Raw genomic sequence first — 16,384 nt, 5'->3', positions numbered from 1 at the left:
CGCAGCCGACCCAGTGCGGTGTCCGACACTTAATGAATGAACGGTGTGGCAAGGACCCTCGGGGCAGCCGACTCCGTCGCCAAGCGTCCTTATCGGAGCAAGCTGTGACCTTTCGACGAAGGCGAACCAACAGCCACTATCGTGCGTTTTGCTCCGCTTCAGCCGGGGCGGACCGGGTCAGCGTACCCAAAGGGGGCAAGGCTTCGCTGATCCAGCTAACGAATGAACCAGCGCGCCAAGTGAGAGCGCCGGGATCGAAAGTATGCGTGGGTGGGAGATCCGGGAGCGGCAATCTGGCATACACACTGGTGCCGAACCGACGGAAGGGCATTGTCCGGCGTAGGAAGAGATCTTTCCCGGACCTTGGCCCCGGCGCCTGAGTGAACTTAGCAGTTGCTACGGGGCCGGCTTGGCCTCTTGCGACGGAGAAAATTTCTGATCATTCATCTCGATCAAGAGGAGAAATAGAGACCATGGCATCAACTCGTGACCCTTACGAAGAACTTCCGCCGCTACCCGAGTTCAAGGTAGTCAGCACCGACATTCAGGACGGTCAGACGCTGCCCCCGGCGCAGCGTAGCGGCAAGATGGGAATCGAGCGCGGGCAGGACCTGTCCCCGCAGCTCTCATGGTCCGGGTTTCCGGCCGAGACCAGGAGCTTCGCGGTCACCGTTCTGGATCCGGATGCCCCAACCGGAAGCGGATTCTGGCACTGGGCTGTTTTCAACCTGCCGGTGTCGACCACATCCCTTCCTTCCGGGGCAGCGGACCAGGGTCTTCCTGAAGGTGCACAGCAATTGGCGAACGACGCGGGTTTCCGTGGTTTCGTCGGCGCCGCGCCCCCCTCGGGCCACGGCGTGCACCACTATCACGTGGTGATCCATGCGCTGGACGTGGAAAAGCTGGACATACCGGTCGCATCCAGCCCGGCCTACCTGGGATTCAATCTTTTTTCACACGCCATCGGCCGCGCACGCCTCGTCGGCTTGTTCGGACAGCCCTGACCCGGCCCGGCAGGAGCGCCTGAGCGTTCTTTCCGGACGATGGCTGCGTTGGCGTGGCCCGTCCTTGGGGAATTAGTACGCGCCGGGCGTTGTTGCGCAGGTCATGACTCTTCTTCCCACACAGACAGCAGCTGGCCTCTCCTCACGCTAGTAGGCGGGGGAACAACCGATGATCTGCAACTTGGTAGTGGTACCGGCGGCCGGTTCAGCCTGGTCGTTTTCTACCGCGGCCTGCACTGCCCGATCTGCCGCAAACAGCTCGCCGAGATCGACAAGCGGATCGAGGACCTGAAGGCAGCCGGTATCGTCCAGGTAGTAGCGGTGAGCATGGAAACACAGGACCGAAACGGAGCTCGAAGCCGTCGCACCTGTTCCTCTGTCTCTCTCGCGCACACCCTCCGGTCCATCTTCGAAAAGGCCGGCTCAAACGCGTGGGCGGAGCACCGCTGCGAAGAGGTCACGAAGGCCGCGCTCTGGATGGCCCTCACCGGCGGCTACGCGACGATCATCCTGGACGGTCGGCGTGGTGGAGCGCGGCGACGTTCGGGTGGGCTCGCAGCCGGTACCGGAGGGCGTTGTCGCCATACGTTTCCAGGATGGGGCTGTTCGTCGGGTCAACCGACAAGCCGCGGGCTTTGGTCTGGAACTCGGAGCTCATTTTGAGTCGCGGCATGGTCGCGTCCAAGGCGGGATTGTAGAAGAAGGGCAGCGAGATTCTGTCGGTGCCACGGGCCGGTGAGCCGACCCGGTGCAGGGTCGCCTTGAGATAGCCGTTCGTCGCCAGCTCCAGCATTTCCCCGATGTTGACGACGAACGTTCCGGGCACCTGGGGTGCGTCGATCCACTTACCCTGGTAGTCGACCTGAAGGCCGCCCTTGCCTGGTTCGACGAGGAGCAGCGTCAGCACCCCGCCGTCGCGGTGGGAACCGACACCCTGCTTGGGCTCCTCGCCGGATTCCCCCGGGTAGCGAACGATTTTCAGCATCGGGAAGGCATCCGCGCCGAAGGCCGCGCCGAAACTATCCTCCGGCGCGCCGAGGGACAGGGCAAGCGCCCGCAAGAGGTCAAGGGAGATGGCACTCAGCCGCTCGGTCCACTCGAAGACGATGTCCCGCATCTCCGGCAGCGCGGCCGGCCAAAGGTTGGGCCCTTCGAGGCGCCAGTAGTCAGCAACACTCGAGCCGGTCCCCACGGCGTCGCGTTCGACGCCGATGTCAATCTGCTCGCGCCAGTCCACCGCCTGGTCGGTGAGCTCGGCGCCCATCCTGGTGTAGCCGCGGAACTGCGGGCTGTGAACGTTTTCCACTGCGAGTTTCTGTTCCTCCGGCAATTCGAAGAAGCGCCGGGAGGCGTCGAGTATGGAGTCGATCAGGCCCTGCGGGATGCCGTGCCCGCCCAGGTATAGGAATCCGACGTCGTGCATGGCGTTGCGGAGGTCGTCCCGGAACTGGGAAGCTTCCTCCGGGCCTGCGCCCAGCCGGGAGTAGTCCAAGACGGGCAATGATTCGAGTGACAAGGTCTCATAGTCCTTTGTGGCGAATTTGGGAAACCGAAGCCCTAATTTCCTCCAACGTTACGGCGTCCTGTGCTGTGGGGATGGGTCGCAAGTCGTATTGCGTCATGTGGGGACGCCCGTGATGTAACCGCTCCGCGGGGCGGCCACGTGGGAGTCCGCTGGCTGCACGCGCTCAGGCAGCAGGCCGCCAAACCCAATTGCTCAACGCCGAAATCGATCGGGCGGCGTTGTCGGTGTCGTCGGGGAAAGAACCAATCCAACACCGCAAACAATGGAGTCGTCGCTGTGAAAGTGCGGTTGTTCAGGGACCCGGTTATGCTCCGGTTGGGGCAAGAACTGAAGTGCGAAGCCAGATTCTTTTCAGTTCCAACTTTCGGGCTGCAGTTCATAAAACTCAGGTACGGGCCACGGCTCTGGGAGGCAGTGCACGCTGCTCATGTGCTGAGGTGGTCCAGGATGGCCTCGGCGACGGCCGCGGGTGAGTCTTCGGTGGGGATGTGTTTGCCGTTGACTTCAACGAGATCCGATCCCGGGATTTCGGTGACGTAGCGGTGCGCGAAGCTGATTTTTTGGAAGTCGTCGTCGCGGCCCCAAACAAGCCGGGTCGGTATCCGGGCCTCCTGCAGCAACGGGACTAAATCCAGGGTGTATCGGGCGTCGGCGGCCGCGGCCATGGCCATCCACGACCGGTGGCGGGCAGGGTCGGTCCAGGGCGATAAGTAATCGGTGAGTTCCTCGGGGGTGAGGGTGCGTTTGACCGCCCGCTGCGTGGATACTGCACGGGCGTTCAGGAGATCCGCGGATGTTGTGGCCGCCCGTACTTCGGTGTCCCGGAACCGTTCCACGGCCGGCACCGGCCATGAATCGAACATGACGGAGTTCATCAGTACGAGTTTGTTCACCCGCCCGCTGGTTGCCGCAAGGTGCTGGGCTACCCCTCCGCCGATGTCATGCCCGGCCAGGTCGAAACTGTCCAGGCCAAGGGTATCGGCGGCCGCCAGAACTGTCTCGGCCAGGGACGGGACAGTGGCATCGCTGACCTCCAGTTCGCCGCCGCTGCGCCCGAAACCGGGCAGATCCAGGGCGATGCACCGCCGTGTCGTCGCCAGGGCGGGCAGGACCGGCAGCCACACGCGGCTCCAGAACGTCCCATGCAGCAACACCAGTGGCAATGCGTGATCATCGCCGCTGCTCAGATACGACAGGAGCGTCCCGGCTACCTCAACGTGTTCACGCCGTACCGGGGACCGGGGTGTGTTCACGGTCTTGATTACCTCTCCGTTTAGCACGAGCGTTTAGCACGAGCCGTTGTGGAGACCCGGCGGGACGGACGATTCCGGGTGGCCCGCCGGGTCCTGTGCTCGTGTCGTTTCGTAGTCTCAGGCGGCGCCGCGGGCCGGGTAGTCGTGGTCCTGGGCGTAGCGGACCCCGGCAATCACATCATCCAGGGACGGCCGGCCGAAGGGCATGGTCGCGGTGCTGGACCAGAACAGCGTCCCGTCCTCATCCAGGATGAAGATACCCGGCTCGTTGAACAGGTCCGGCTCGCCGTCCTTGATCGCGTGGGAAAGGTTCAGACCCCAGGACCGGGCCGGTTCCTCGTCCAGGCCATAGGCCACGGGAAGGTTCTCCAGATGCCACTGATCCACGATCCGGGTGCTTCGGTCAAGCGTTTCCATGCTGACCGCGACGACCCGGCCGATGCCGGCTGCCTTCAGGTCCTCGACGCGTTTGTCGATCTCGGCCAACTGTTTGCGGCAGATCGGGCAATGCAGGCCCCGGTAGAAAACGACCAGGCTGAAACGGCCGCCGGCGCCGGTCCCCAGATTCAGGTCGTCGGTGGTTCCGCCGCCAACCAGGGCGAGGGCAAGCTCAGGAGCTGTCTGTGTGGGAAGAAGTGTCATGGCCTCGGCAACAAGGTCCGGCGCCGACTAATTCCCACCGCCGGGATCGCGCCCACGCTGTCACCGTCCAGTTATGACAGCGTGGACGGTTCAGACGGAGGGCTCGAGTTCCCAGTCCTTGAGATCGGCGATGGGTGAGAACACGCTGCCATCGAGTTCGTCAAGACTGTCGTTGCTCCGCGCCCGGCGGGGCCAGTCCCGGGTGGCCAGCGCTGCTTTGCCCAGGGCGATAACGTCTGCCTGCCCGTCCGCGATGAGCGCGGCGGCTGCTTCGGGTTCGTCAAGGTTGCCGTTGGCAATGACTGTCAGGCCGGTGTGCCGCTTGGCCAGGAAAGCAAGGGAGTCGCCGTCCTCACCGAACGCGGGGGCATCGGCACGGTATTCGGTGGTGTGGACGTAGTCGATCCCGGTCGCAGCCAGAGCGGTGAAGATTGTTTTTGCTTCCTCGGCTCCACCGGCCCATTTATGGGTGTAGTCGCTGACCTTGCCCTGGGAAATACGGATTCCGACGCTCATCTCAGCACCGACCGCGTCGCGGACGGCTCGGCAAATCTCGACAGCGAGCCGTACCCGGTTCTGGGCCGTGCCACCGTACTGATCGGTGCGCTGATTCAGGTAATCGGTGAGGAACTGGTCCAGCAGATAACCGTTCGCACCGTGGATCTCGACACCGTCGAAGCCTGCGGCTTTCGCGTTCAGCGCCGCGTTCACAAACCCTTCGCGGACCTGCTCGATCTGCTCCGGCGTGATCTCCCCGGGTACGGGGTACGGGCCTTCACCGCGGTAGAAGCCCAGCTGATCCCCCTTGGGGGCCACCGCGGAAGGACCGATCGTGGACTCCACGAACCGGCTACCCTGCCCCTGGGCACCGGCGTGCATCAGTTGGGCGAAGATCCGCGAACCGCGGGCATGCACCGCGTCAACAACCTTCACCCAGGAGTCGGCCTGCTCAGCTGTGGCGATGCCGGGTTGAAAAAGGTACCCCTGGCTGTGGGCGGTGTCGGTGTAGATGCCTTCGGTGATCAGCAACCCGAAGCCGCCCCGGGCGAACCGGGAGTAATAGGAGGCCATCCGGTCAGTGGCATGGCCGTCCTCGGTAGCGCTGACACGGGTCATCGGCGCCAAAGCCACCCGGTTGGGCAGCTCGGTGGACCCGATACGGGTCGAAGTCCAGAGGGGATCAAAATGAGGCATAAGGATGTCCTTGACAGTCTCGAGGGAGGTTCATGGGCTGGGCCCGTTACCGAAGCCCGCATCAGTTCCAAGACCCAGGGCAGGTCGTTAAATTCCCGCCCGACCCCCGGCGGGTCTCGTCGGGGGCCACCTTGCTCAGTAGATCCCGGGCGGGACCGGCGCCCAATTCATTGCATTTGCGGAGAGCCCCGGCACGAATCACAGCCAGGCCCTGTGCTTGGAGTGGCGGCTCGATGATTTGATGACCGCTGGGATACAAATCATGTGTTCGAAAGCGACCAATCTCTGTCACAGTCACCGTCGAGGAACTGACCGAATGAGACCGCAGGAAAGTGGAGGGGACATCGGCGCTTCTACCCGGGCCGCCGATTCACCTTCCAGACCAGCCGGCGGCGGCAGGGCGCGGCGGTCGCCCGCAGCCGGGCCCCGTCCGGATTACCGGCTACGGTTCTCGTCAGTGCGCTGCTGCCAGGGCCGCGGGAAGTTCGGTCAGGGCTGTGATCCTGAATTCAGGAGCCTCAAAGTGGCCCGGGTAGCTACCCCCGGTCCTGTTCAGCCACACTGTGCGCAGCCCGGCGCGGGCGGCGCCGTGGATGTCCCACGGATGCACGGCGACCAGCAGCATGCCGGCCGGGTCGGCCCCGGAAGCGGCAGCGGCATAGTCATAGGAGGCCCGGGCAGGTTTCCAGGCGGGCGCGTCTTCGACCGAAAGCAGTGACTCAAAGGCTTCCCGGATCCCGGCCTCGCTGAACAGCTTCCCGGCGATCTGGGCCGTGCCGTTGCTGAGCGTGATCAGCCGGAACCCTGCAGCGGCGAGGGCCCTGACCCCGTCGGGGACATCCGGATGCACTCCGAGGCCGGTCAGGCCGCTCATGACGTGGTCGACCGCCGCGTCGAGAGGGCGGTTAAGCTCCACCCCGGTCAGCAGTCCCCGGAGTACGTCGGACCCGATGGCGGCGAACGATCCGTTGTCTCCGCTGGCCGTCAGCGCGAAGCCGTCACGCAGCAGTGTGGCGAACCAGAGTTTGGCCAGTTCAGCCGGCGCCCCGACCTCGCTGAAGCGTTCCCCCATGGGCGACATATCCGACAGGGTTTCGTTGACATCAAAGACAATGACTGAGATGGCGCTGGTCATGGATTCTCCTTATAATCGCGGGTACGTCTTCAGTGCAAGTCTGCCGGGCACTGGGGAATTCCGTAGCGGCGACCCGCCCTTGGCCTAGGCTCTCGTTAGAGGTAGCTGCAGATGCGTTCGGGGTCGCAGGCTGCGGGGTCACCTGCGGCCGCGGCGTCATGGAACTCAGCGACGGTTGCCCGCAGCGCTGTGAGTTCTGCGATTTGGGCATCGAGGTCGCGGAGCTGGTTGGCCAGCAGGTCCTTCACGTGTACGCAGGGGGCCTGGCCGGTGTCGCGGACGGAGAGGATGTCCCCGATCTGGGCCAGGGTCAGTCCGGCGGTGCGGCCGCGGCGGATGAATTCCAACCGGCTGACTGTCTCGTGGGGGTAGTCCCGGTATCCGTTCGGTGCCCTGTCGGCGGCCGGCAGCAGGCCCCGGTCCTCGTAGAACCGCAGTGTCTTGGCTGTCAGGCCGGCGGCTGCGGCGGTTTCGCCAATACGGATCATGCACCTCTCGTCCCGGGAGATTCCCTCTTGACCTTCCAGTTTACTGGAAGGTCAGAAATAGATACAGGAAACCTGTGTGTGCCGTCCCGGGCCCGGGACGGCCCCACTTTTCGGGGGCGTTGAGCCGGGTGATGGTTCCGCGGTTCGGGGCGGAGACGGGTTCACCTCTTGACCTTCCCCCATGGTGGAAGGTGCAGAGTGGGGGCAGATCATTACACGAGGCGCCGTTGCGGATATTGCCGGCGGCGCTGCTATACGACTTTGGAGGACTTCATGACTGAACCAACACCTGATTTTGACCTGGCCATCATCGGCTCCGGCGGCGGAGCGTTCGCGGCCGCGATCCGGGCCACCAACCTGGGCAAACGCGTCCTGATGATCGAGCGTTCCACCGTCGGCGGCACCTGCGTCAACACCGGCTGCGTTCCCTCCAAAGCGCTCTTGGCCGCGGCAGAGGCCAGGCATGTTGCCCTGGACGCCTCCGGCCGGTTCCCCGGCATCAGCACCTCGGCCGAGCCGGTGGACATGGGTGCGCTCGTCGGCGGGAAACATTCCCTGGTGGAGACGATGCGCGCGGATAAGTACGTGGACCTCGCGGCGGATTACGGCTGGGAGCTGCGGCAGGGCAACGCCGTGTTCGCCGGCACCCCGGAGGAACCGGTCCTGGAAGTCACCAGTGAGATTGGCACACGCGAATCCGTCACAGCAGCGCACTATCTGGTGGCTACAGGCTCGAGCCCGTGGGCGCCGCCGATCGAGGGACTGCAGGACAGGGGCTACCTGACCTCCACCACTGCGATGGAACTGGACGAGGTGCCCGAGTCCCTGCTGGTGATCGGTGGCGGGTACGTGGCGCTGGAACAGGCCCAGCTCTTCGCCCGCCTTGGATCCAAGGTCACCATGCTGGTCCGCTCCCGGCTGGCCTCGGCCGAGGAACCTGAGGCCTCGCGGGCCCTGATGGGCGTCTTTGCCGACGAAGGGATCCGCGTCGTCCGCCGTGCGGCCGTGTCCTCGGTGCGCACGGACCCGGCGACCGGCGGGATCGTCGCGACCGCGGCCGTCTCCGGCGGACAGGAGGAATTTAGGGCCGCCAGGGTGCTAGTCGCCACCGGACGCCGGCCGGTCACGGACGGCCTGAACCTCGCCGCGGTCGGCGTCAAGACCGGGGACCGGGGCGAAATCCTCGTGCAGGACACCCTGGCGAGCACCAACCCCAGGATCTGGGCTGCCGGGGACGTGACAGGACACCGCGAATTCGTCTACGTCGCAGCCTCCCACGGCTCCCTGGCCGTCGAAAACGCCTTCCACAACGCCGGCCGCGAGGTCGACTACCGGCACCTGCCCCGCGTCACCTTCACCAGCCCCGCCCTGGCCGCCGTCGGCATGACCGACAAGGAAGCCAACGCGGCAGGCATTCGCTGCGAATGCCGTGTCCTGCCCCTGGAATACGTGCCCCGGGCCCTGGTGAACAGGGACACCCGCGGCTTCATCAAGATCGTCGCCGACGCCGACACCGGGCGGATCGTGGGAATCACCGCCGTCGCCAAGGACGCCGGGGACCTCGCCGCAGCTGGGGTCTACATCCTCGAAGCAGGCATGACCGTGGACCAGGTCGCGAACCTCTGGAGCCCATACCTGACCATGGCCGAAGGAATCAAGATCGCCGCCCAATCCTACAAAACGGATGTCTCCAAACTCTCCTGCTGCGCCTCCTGACCCCACCCCCTCCACACCGGAAGAAACACCCACCATGAACACTGACTTCCTCGACCTCACCGACCGTCTGACCTCACCGGACACCGGCATCGAGCCCTCTCTCTGGCTGCCCCTGCTGCACCTGCTGGCACAGGGCGAACCCGTTGCCATCGGGGACCTGGCCGCCGTCACCGGCCGCACCGAGCCGGAGATTCGCGCTGCGCTGGCCGCGGTGCCGGACACCGAGTACGACGGGGACGGACGCATCATCGGGCAGGGTCTAACCCAGCGCCCCACCCCGCACCGCATCGAACTCACCGGCGAACAGCTCTACACCTGGTGCGCCCTGGACACCCTGATCTTCCCGGCCCTGCTCGGCACCACCGCCCGGATCGAATCAACTTGCCACGCCACCGGAGTCCCCGTCCGGCTCAGCGTCGGCGCCTCCGGGGTGACCGGCGTGGAGCCGGCCACAGCCGTGGTGTCCCTGGTCAACCCCGAGGACATGAGCTCGGTGCGTTCGGCGTTCTGTAACCAGGTCCACTTCTTCGCCTCGGCCGAGGCTGCCCAGCCCTGGCTCGACGCCCACCCGGGGGGCTCCGTCGTTCCGGTCGCCGAAGCCCACAGGATCGGCACGGCCATGGCCGGATCCCTGCTCGATAAAATCCTGCCCACACAGCCTGCCGCCCCCGGAAAGGACGCACACCGCTGGGCCTGCTGAAGACCAGCCCGTCTACAACAAGTGAGCAGCCAGCTATCCCGGCCCCGTCCACTGCTTTCATGGTTGGCCGGGTTCGTGGCTGATGGTGATCAAGGCCTGGCCGGGGCTATCCGGAGGTCAGGTGCGCGTAGACGACGGTGTTATCGAGGTATTGGTTGGAGGCTTTGTCGTATCCGCCGCAGGTGATGAGGCGGACTTCTGGGCGGTCTGCGTTGCGGTAGACCTCGACTGTGGGGAAGCTGGATTTGTGGTAAATATCTACCTTGTCTACGGTGAACGTCTTGGTGGTCCCGTCTGCCATGCCGGTCGCGAACTGCTGCCCGGGCTGCATTTCGTGGAGCCGGTAGAAGAGTCCGACCGGGCCTGTAGTGGAGTTGACGTGTCCCAGAATGATGGATGAGCCCGGTTGGCCGGGGGCGGGGGAGTCCCGGTACCAGCCGGCGGGGCTGCCGGGCTCACCGGTCGGGACCTGCAGTTCGCCGTTGGCTTCTTTACCCAGATCAGTGATCTGGGCCGACAGTCCGATGGTCGGGGCGCTGATGCTCACCGGCATTGAAGCGGACTGCATCGCCTGCTGCGGCTTTGCCGCGGTGGTGGGACCGCCCTGGGCCGGCTGGCCGGCAAGGGGCCCGTCGCTTGTTCCGGGCTGCGCCGGTGCTGAGAGTTGCGTGGTTGCTGGCTGGGCGCTTTGAGTATCGCTTGCCGGGGCGCAGGAGCTGAGGCCGATGCTGAGCACTGTTAACAGCCCGGCAGCGGCCACGGACCCGAAACGGTGTCCGCGGGGGCCCCGGGCATTCTTCGTCATCAATGTTCTGAACTCAGGGCGTTGGTGCTTTTGCGTCGCCCGAGGGCGCCCCGGGCCGGGGCCGGGGTGATTGGGAAAGCGGAATTTTTCATGGGTGGTATCTTCCTCTTGATACGGGGCAAACCCAAAAGCGGGGACGCCCTCGTGTCGCGGCTGCCGTCACCGTGGCGATTCGCAGTGACACGGGCCAGGGACGGGGTGGTCGTGGTGAGTTTCAGGATTTCCAGCACGCCAGGATGACTGTTGCTACCTGGTAGGCGAGGGCGCTGCGGGTCACCTGGTGGGGGCCCACGGCTTCCTTGAGGGCGGAGGCGTCGACTTTGAGGGTCATGTTGTCTTTGACGAATCCCACGATCCCGGACTCGCTCTGGAACGCCGGGAACCCCAGATTCGCCAGGCCTTCGATAGGTGCGGCTCCGCTGGTACTGCTCTGGAGGCTGTCGAATTCCTTTCGCGCGGCACCGTCATCTGCTGCTTCCTGGACTGAAAGCACGAAAGAGCCTTCGGGCAGCGCGTACGTGCACGTGTATACCGGCGGTGCCCAGTGATCTTCGGGCTGCGGAGTTTCCGCGAGGCCAAGGATGGACCCGATGTCTAACCGCACACCGGCCGAACAAGGCATCTTCGCCGCTTCCGACGGTCCGGATACCGGGGCGCCGGCAGGATCCGACGCCGACGCAGCCGACGACGGCGGACCCGCCGCTTCCGGGGCGGTTCCGGCACCGCCCGCGCAGCCCGAAAGCAGGAGCACCCCGGCCAACATTAACGGGACGAGCTTCGGTGATCCGGACATTGTTAGGCCTTACTCTGCTGAATACATCGCGAATGCTGTCTCTGTCATTCGTAGCGGCGGCCGCGCGGGCTTGCTGTTACTAATTCAGGGGTGGGGTGTCGGCGGGGAGGACGCCGGTCCCGTAGAGGTCGGTGGCGAGGTCGCGGAGTGCGCGCAGGGCGACACGCTGGGTGAAGGGGCCGTAGGAGACCCTGGCTACTCCGAGTTCCTGCAGTTCGGCTGCGGGGAGGGCACCCGGTGCGCCGATGACGGAGAGCTTCCCGCGCCCGAGTCCTTCGACGAGAGGTTCGATGACCTGGCGGGTGAGTGCTCCCGGGACGAAGACCAGCGCGGCACCGGCGTCGAGGAATGCGCGGCCCCGGTTGATGGCGTCATCGATGCTGTCCTTGATGGGACGGTCACCGCCGCGTGCAATCGCGTCCGTGCGGGCGTTTAGCTGAAATGCGATGCCTTCGTCGTTGGCGGCAGCCATGATGGCGCGCACGCGGGCGACGGCTTCATCGAAGGGCCGGAGCCGGTCTTCAACGTTGGCGCCGACGACGCCGAGCCCGATGGCCTTGCGGATCGTCTCTGCCGGGTTGTCGTAGCCGTCATCGAGGTCAGCCGTGACGGGAAGGTCAACGGCGTCCACGATTGTTTTGGCCCCGGCCAGCGCTATTTCCAGGGGCATCGTGCCGTCGGCGTAGCCGTAGGCGGCGGCGATGGAGTGACCTGCGGTAGCAATCGCTTTGGTCTGGGGCAGCGCCGCGACTGTTGCCGCGCTGATGGCATCCCACACGTTAACAACCCGCAGGATCTCCGGGGACTCGTGCAGTGCTTTCAACTGTTGCGCGCGCCCTGACATGTTCGTTTCGGTCATTGTTCGTCTCCGTTTCTGTTGGTCACTTGGCAAGGAAGCTGAGGAGGATGTCGTTTACCTCCGTGGCGTGGGTCCAGAGCATGCCGTGTGGGGCGCCCTCGATCTCCACATATTCGGCTGCGGGCAGGGCTTTGTGGAACTCGCGTCCGGTCGAGTCGATCGGCAGGATGTTATCGGCGGTGCCGTGCACGATCAGCGCCGGCACGGTGATCCTGGCGATGTCCGGGCGGAAGTCTGTGAGCCAGGTCGGCATGGCCCACACGGATGAGTACGACGACGCCGCATAGGCAAGATTTTTGTTAGCAGCGAGTGCTTCCTCGCTGAGCCGGGTCCCGAGGTTTTCCTTGGTGTTAAAGAAGTCGTCGAAAAAGTTGGTGAAGAAGGCGTAGCGGTCCGCTTGCACCGCCTCAAGCAGCCCGTCGAAAACCTCCTGCGGGACCCCTGCAGGGTTGTCACCGGTCTTGAGCAGGAACGGCTGGAGCGAACCGAGAAAGACTGCCTTCGACACCCGGTCCGGACCATACGTGCTGAGGTAGCGGCCCACCTCACCGGTTCCCATCGAAAACCCCGCCAGGACTGCATCGCGGAGATCGAGGGCTTCGAGCACCGCGTTCAGGTCAGCGGCGTAGGTGTCGTAATCGTGGCCTGTATTGGGTTTGGATGACTTGCCAAAACCACGCCGGTCGTAGGTGATGACCCGGTAGCCGGCGCCCAGGAGAGCTGCGCTCTGCTTCTCCCACGACGACCCGTCAAGCGGGTACCCGTGGATCAGCACAACCGGCTGGCCCAGCCCGTGGTCTTCGAAGTAGAGCTCCACGGGGACTGAGTTTTCGGTCCCGACAGTAATGAACGACATCCGGTAGTTCCTCCCAACGAAAATCAGAAAACGATCGTTCTCCAGACCGTACGGGAAAGTCGGTTCTCCAGCAAACACTGCTGCGAAAATGCGTTAGAGATGGCGGCGCCGGGGGACGGCGTGGCGGTCTGTGCTCTCCGCGGCAATGCCCAGGTGTCATGATCGAGGGCGGTCCTCGGGGTGCGGGCCGCGGCGGCGGCTCGCACCCTCAGGCGGGTTCGAGTTCTCCGCGGAGTTGTTTCAGACCATCCCGGATCCTTGATTTGATGGTGGGCAGCGGTTTTGCGAGTCTCTCGGCGACCTCACGATAGGTGAGGGGACCGAAGTATGCGAGCACAATCGCTTCGCGTTGCAGCGGCGTTAGAACTGCCAGTGAGTCCATGAGTTGCAGGGCTTCCATCCGGTCGATGAAGGAAGTGGCGACCTCGTCGTAGGGGCTGGTCCAGGAGGCGGCGGCCCATCGTGCGTCACGGTTGGTGCTGCTTTGGTGCGATCGGACCTTGTCCACGGCCCTGCGGTGGGCGATCGTCAATAGCCACGCGGTCGGGCTTCCCTGCGAGGGATCGTATTTTGACGCGTCCTGCCAAACCACGATGAAGACTTCCTGGGTCACTTCCTCGCTGAGGCCGGGATCGACCACCACACGGCGCACCACTCCAAACACCCGCCGGGAGGTGCGCCGGTAGAAATCCGTGAAAGCCTCATGGCAGCCCTCACCAGTCTCCTGCAGCAACCCAGCCAGATATGCCGCAGTGTCTTCAGCGGCGGGGGTGTAGCGGTCCTGCGTGTCCATGGTGCCTTCACCGTCAAGTGCGCCAGCCCCCAACGGGCCGCCGATGAATCAACCGCCGGATCCGGCGGTCCCGGACACGCGCTCAGTGCGGAATCCGTGGTCAGCCGAGGACCACTGCGAATACGTTTGTAACACCCGGTCCGGAGGCTTTTCTGCACCACCGGAGAACGTACGCTTGTAGACTAGAGAACCACAGGAGAACGTACGTTTGTAGACTAGAGAACGATCGTTATTCACGCAAGCGGAATCGGAAGAAGCGAAGGCTGTGACTGAAGTAGAGGTGAGGCCGGACCCGGCCGACGGCGTCCCTGCCGAGGATGCGGTGGCGCGGGCGATGATCATCGAAACCGTGAGTCCGTTGTTTTATGCCCGGGGATTCACTGCCGTGGGAATGGATGAACTGCGCGCGGTTACCGGGGTCTCGCTTAAGCGCCTGTACCGTCTCTTCCCGTCCAAGGAAGACATCATTGAAGAGGTTCTGCACAGCTGGCGCGATACCTGGGAGGCAAATCTCAGGGCCCAGGTGGAATCAACGCAGGTGCCCCGTGAGCGTTTGCTGGCCGTCTTTGATTTCCTCGCCGCCTGGTTCATCTCCGAGGGGTTCCGCGGGTGCGCCTTCATCAACTCTTTTGGAGAACTTGGCGGAATCTCCGGGCGCATTCCAGCCATCGTCCGCGCCCAGAAGAAGGAGTTCCAGGACTACCTTTCGCGCGTCGCAACCCGCGTCGGGGCACCGGACACGCTTGCCCCGCAACTGGCGATTCTCGCCGAGGGTGCATTGACAACGGCTGCGATAGCCGGGAGCGCGGAACCGGCCCGCCAGGCACGTGCCGCGGCAGAAATCCTCATCGACGCCGCCCTTACACGTCCGGCCCCGGTGACGATGCCGTAGACCGAGTGCGGGAGGCCGTTACTGACTAGAGTACGAGGGACACAGACGAGGACCACTGTTAGCGGTCCGAGTCCGACGAGACCTTTTGCGCACCCGTCTGTGCTGCACGGGGTCCTGAGCCCGGTGACGGCGATCGGTTTTCCATGGTGTTCTCGGGGGTGCTGCTGGCCGGACGGGGCCGCCAGATCATGTCCAGGTAGGTGACGGCGGTCAGCGCGGTGGTCCCGGCGCCAGTGCACTGAGGAGTCTCAGGGCTGGGGCACCAGAGGGGCGGCGTAATTGTGGTCGCCGCGATCCGGTGGTGAGGAATTCTTCCCCGTGAGCTGGCCGACCGGTGTTCTCAGCGGCGCGGGTGCGCTCCCGATCATGGATGGTGGCTTTGCGTGCTCATGATTCCGCCAGGGATGGTGGCGGTTCTGGTGGGCGGTGGGTTCTTGTTTAGCTGTCACCGGGCCCGGCGCCGGAGGCTGTGGCCGCGGCGAGGAGGGCGTGGGATCTGTCGGTGGAGTGTCAGGGCGGCGGCGGCGAGGACGCCTGCGGCTTCGGCCCAGGCGGTGAGTGTCTTTTCGGGGTACCAGACGGGTTCGTACATGGCCGGGAAAGGTCCGAAGGCGGGGAGGTCCACGTAACGGTAGAGCAGCAGGGCCGCCAGGCCCCCGGCGGCGACCGCGAGGGCGAGAAGCCATGCGGGACGGCTGCCGCGCAGGAGGACGTACAGGGCGGCGATGACCGCTGCCACCGCTTCGGTGATGAACAGGTTCCCTTCCCCGATACCGTCGGGGGCTGCGGCCTGGTAGCCGGGGGCCAGCTGGAAGTGTATGACGGCGTCCACACCAAGGGCCGCCATCGTCAGAATCCGTAGGACCCAGTCCGCCGCGGCGGTCTGGCGGGCCGAACCGTGGCGGCGTTGGGGCAGCCGCGTCATTTGACGGTCAGCTGTCCTTTCATATTGGCGTGATAGGTGCAGTGGTAGGAGTAGGTGCCTGCCTTTGCGGGGGCTGTGAAGGTTACTGATTCACCGCCTTTGACCACCGCGTCGAAGGAACCGTCATCGGCGGTCACCGTGTGCGCTTCCTTGTCCATGTTCATGACCGTTACTTTGCTCCCGGCAGCCACGGGGTCCACTTTCCCGTACGCGAACGACTGGATATGGATGGTCACCGCCGCGCCACTGGACGTCGGGGACCCGGACATCGCCGGACTGGAGGCACCCGCAGAGGAGGCACCCGCGGCGGGCTGCGACGATGCGGGCTGCGAGGATGCCGGGGGCGCTGATGTTGCCGGGGGCGTGCCGGAGCTGGAACCGCAGGCGGAAACCCCGAGCAGGAGGACCGCCGCGAGAGCACCGCCTGCAACATAGGACCGGGCGGTAGTGGTGATATTCACGATGGTGTCCTTCCAAGAAACACGCTGGTGCCGGTGGTGGTTAGCCGGACGTGAGGTGTGGTGGATGACCGTGTTGTCCAGGTACTGGTTCGAGGCGTTGTCGAAGCCGCCGCACGTTTTCATGCGGACTTCACGCCGGTCCTCGCTGCGGTAGACCTTATTTGCGGCCTGACCGGGGTGTTCGGGTCCGGGAGGACCGGCGCGAAGAGTTGCGAGGCTGCCCTCTGGCTGCGCTGGGCATCATGTGTCGGTGCGCAGGAGTTGAGGCCGGCGCCGATCAGTGCCAGGCCGGCGGCCAAAAGCACGGCAGCCGCCGCGGACGCGATGAGGCGTGCGCGGCGGC

The 16,384-nt window shown here is 64.8% G+C and carries 17 protein-coding genes and 1 pseudogene; 5 read left to right on the top strand and 13 right to left on the bottom strand.

The window, feature by feature from the left end:
* Nucleotides 1-473 precede the first annotated feature (473 nt).
* A complete protein-coding gene (locus ABLI39_RS07955; RefSeq protein ID WP_349412905.1) occupies nucleotides 474-1,004 on the top strand; it encodes a YbhB/YbcL family Raf kinase inhibitor-like protein in 531 nt (176 codons plus the stop codon).
* Nucleotides 1,005-1,043: 39 nt separating this feature from the next.
* A pseudogene (locus tag ABLI39_RS07950) lies at nucleotides 1,044-1,289 on the top strand (hypothetical protein); the annotation flags it as partial.
* Nucleotides 1,290-1,509: 220 nt separating this feature from the next.
* On the opposite strand, the gene ABLI39_RS07945 reads toward ABLI39_RS07950, so the two are convergent.
* The 6 genes from ABLI39_RS07945 to ABLI39_RS07920 form a co-directional block, all read right to left on the bottom strand.
* Complete coding sequence (locus tag ABLI39_RS07945) at nucleotides 1,510-2,520, bottom strand: isopenicillin N synthase family dioxygenase (protein WP_349412904.1); 1,011 nt, start codon at nucleotides 2,518-2,520, stop codon at nucleotides 1,510-1,512.
* Nucleotides 2,521-2,954: 434 nt separating this feature from the next.
* Nucleotides 2,955-3,683 (bottom strand): alpha/beta fold hydrolase, encoded by a 729-nt coding sequence (locus ABLI39_RS07940; protein WP_349413023.1) that lies wholly within the window; start codon nucleotides 3,681-3,683, stop codon nucleotides 2,955-2,957.
* Between the two features lie 216 nt (nucleotides 3,684-3,899).
* Nucleotides 3,900-4,424: a peroxiredoxin-like family protein gene (locus ABLI39_RS07935; RefSeq protein WP_349412903.1), complete on the bottom strand. Its 525-nt coding sequence runs from the start codon at nucleotides 4,422-4,424 to the stop codon at nucleotides 3,900-3,902.
* A gap of 90 nt (nucleotides 4,425-4,514) precedes the next feature.
* Complete coding sequence (locus tag ABLI39_RS07930) at nucleotides 4,515-5,618, bottom strand: oxidoreductase (RefSeq protein ID WP_349412902.1); 1,104 nt, start codon at nucleotides 5,616-5,618, stop codon at nucleotides 4,515-4,517.
* A 454-nt stretch (nucleotides 5,619-6,072) separates the two neighbouring features.
* Entirely contained in the window at nucleotides 6,073-6,753 is a 681-nt protein-coding gene (locus tag ABLI39_RS07925; protein ID WP_349412901.1) for a haloacid dehalogenase type II, read from the bottom strand.
* Nucleotides 6,754-6,848: 95 nt separating this feature from the next.
* Entirely contained in the window at nucleotides 6,849-7,238 is a 390-nt protein-coding gene (locus ABLI39_RS07920; RefSeq protein ID WP_349413022.1) for a heavy metal-responsive transcriptional regulator, read from the bottom strand.
* Between the two features lie 276 nt (nucleotides 7,239-7,514).
* Between ABLI39_RS07920 and merA the strand changes: the two genes are divergently transcribed.
* A complete protein-coding gene (gene merA / locus ABLI39_RS07915) occupies nucleotides 7,515-8,957 on the top strand; it encodes a mercury(II) reductase (RefSeq protein WP_349412900.1) in 1,443 nt (480 codons plus the stop codon).
* Between the two features lie 34 nt (nucleotides 8,958-8,991).
* Entirely contained in the window at nucleotides 8,992-9,657 is a 666-nt protein-coding gene (gene merB, locus ABLI39_RS07910; protein WP_349412899.1) for an organomercurial lyase MerB, read from the top strand.
* A 106-nt stretch (nucleotides 9,658-9,763) separates the two neighbouring features.
* On the opposite strand, the gene ABLI39_RS07905 is transcribed toward merB, so the two are convergent.
* The 5 genes from ABLI39_RS07905 to sigK form a co-directional block, all read right to left on the bottom strand.
* Nucleotides 9,764-10,204, bottom strand: coding sequence for a sortase domain-containing protein (locus ABLI39_RS07905; protein WP_349412898.1), 441 nt, complete (start codon nucleotides 10,202-10,204; stop codon nucleotides 9,764-9,766).
* 472 nt (nucleotides 10,205-10,676) lie between these two features.
* Nucleotides 10,677-10,955 carry a hypothetical protein gene (locus tag ABLI39_RS07900; protein ID WP_349412897.1) on the bottom strand — a complete coding sequence of 93 codons (279 nt, stop codon included), beginning with the start codon at nucleotides 10,953-10,955 and terminating at the stop codon, nucleotides 10,677-10,679.
* A 379-nt stretch (nucleotides 10,956-11,334) separates the two neighbouring features.
* On the bottom strand, nucleotides 11,335-12,114 hold the full coding sequence (locus ABLI39_RS07895) for an isocitrate lyase/PEP mutase family protein (protein WP_349412896.1): 780 nt from the start codon (nucleotides 12,112-12,114) through the stop codon (nucleotides 11,335-11,337).
* Between the two features lie 22 nt (nucleotides 12,115-12,136).
* The gene (locus tag ABLI39_RS07890; protein ID WP_349412895.1) at nucleotides 12,137-12,970 is read right to left on the bottom strand and encodes an alpha/beta fold hydrolase; all 834 of its coding nucleotides are present in this window, start codon (nucleotides 12,968-12,970) and stop codon (nucleotides 12,137-12,139) included.
* A gap of 208 nt (nucleotides 12,971-13,178) precedes the next feature.
* Nucleotides 13,179-13,763, bottom strand: a complete 585-nt coding sequence (gene sigK / locus ABLI39_RS07885; protein WP_349412894.1) for an ECF RNA polymerase sigma factor SigK — start codon at nucleotides 13,761-13,763, stop codon at nucleotides 13,179-13,181.
* A gap of 334 nt (nucleotides 13,764-14,097) precedes the next feature.
* Here sigK and ABLI39_RS07880 point away from each other — a divergent pair, with 334 nt between their 5' ends.
* Nucleotides 14,098-14,655, top strand: coding sequence for a TetR/AcrR family transcriptional regulator (locus ABLI39_RS07880; RefSeq protein ID WP_349412893.1), 558 nt, complete (start codon nucleotides 14,098-14,100; stop codon nucleotides 14,653-14,655).
* 445 nt (nucleotides 14,656-15,100) lie between these two features.
* On the opposite strand, the gene ABLI39_RS07875 is transcribed toward ABLI39_RS07880, so the two are convergent.
* Nucleotides 15,101-15,580 (bottom strand): hypothetical protein, encoded by a 480-nt coding sequence (locus ABLI39_RS07875; protein ID WP_349412892.1) that lies wholly within the window; start codon nucleotides 15,578-15,580, stop codon nucleotides 15,101-15,103.
* Complete coding sequence (locus ABLI39_RS07870) at nucleotides 15,577-16,164, bottom strand: cupredoxin domain-containing protein (RefSeq protein ID WP_349412891.1); 588 nt, start codon at nucleotides 16,162-16,164, stop codon at nucleotides 15,577-15,579. Before ABLI39_RS07870 ends, ABLI39_RS07875 begins: the two co-directional genes overlap by 4 nt.
* Between the last annotated feature and the right edge of the window lie 220 nt (nucleotides 16,165-16,384).

Origin of the sequence: Pseudarthrobacter sp. B907 (assembly GCF_040137805.1) — a bacterium.
In the GTDB taxonomy this organism is placed as follows: domain Bacteria; phylum Actinomycetota; class Actinomycetes; order Actinomycetales; family Micrococcaceae; genus Arthrobacter.
This window is presented reverse-complemented; position numbering and strand designations above follow the sequence as displayed.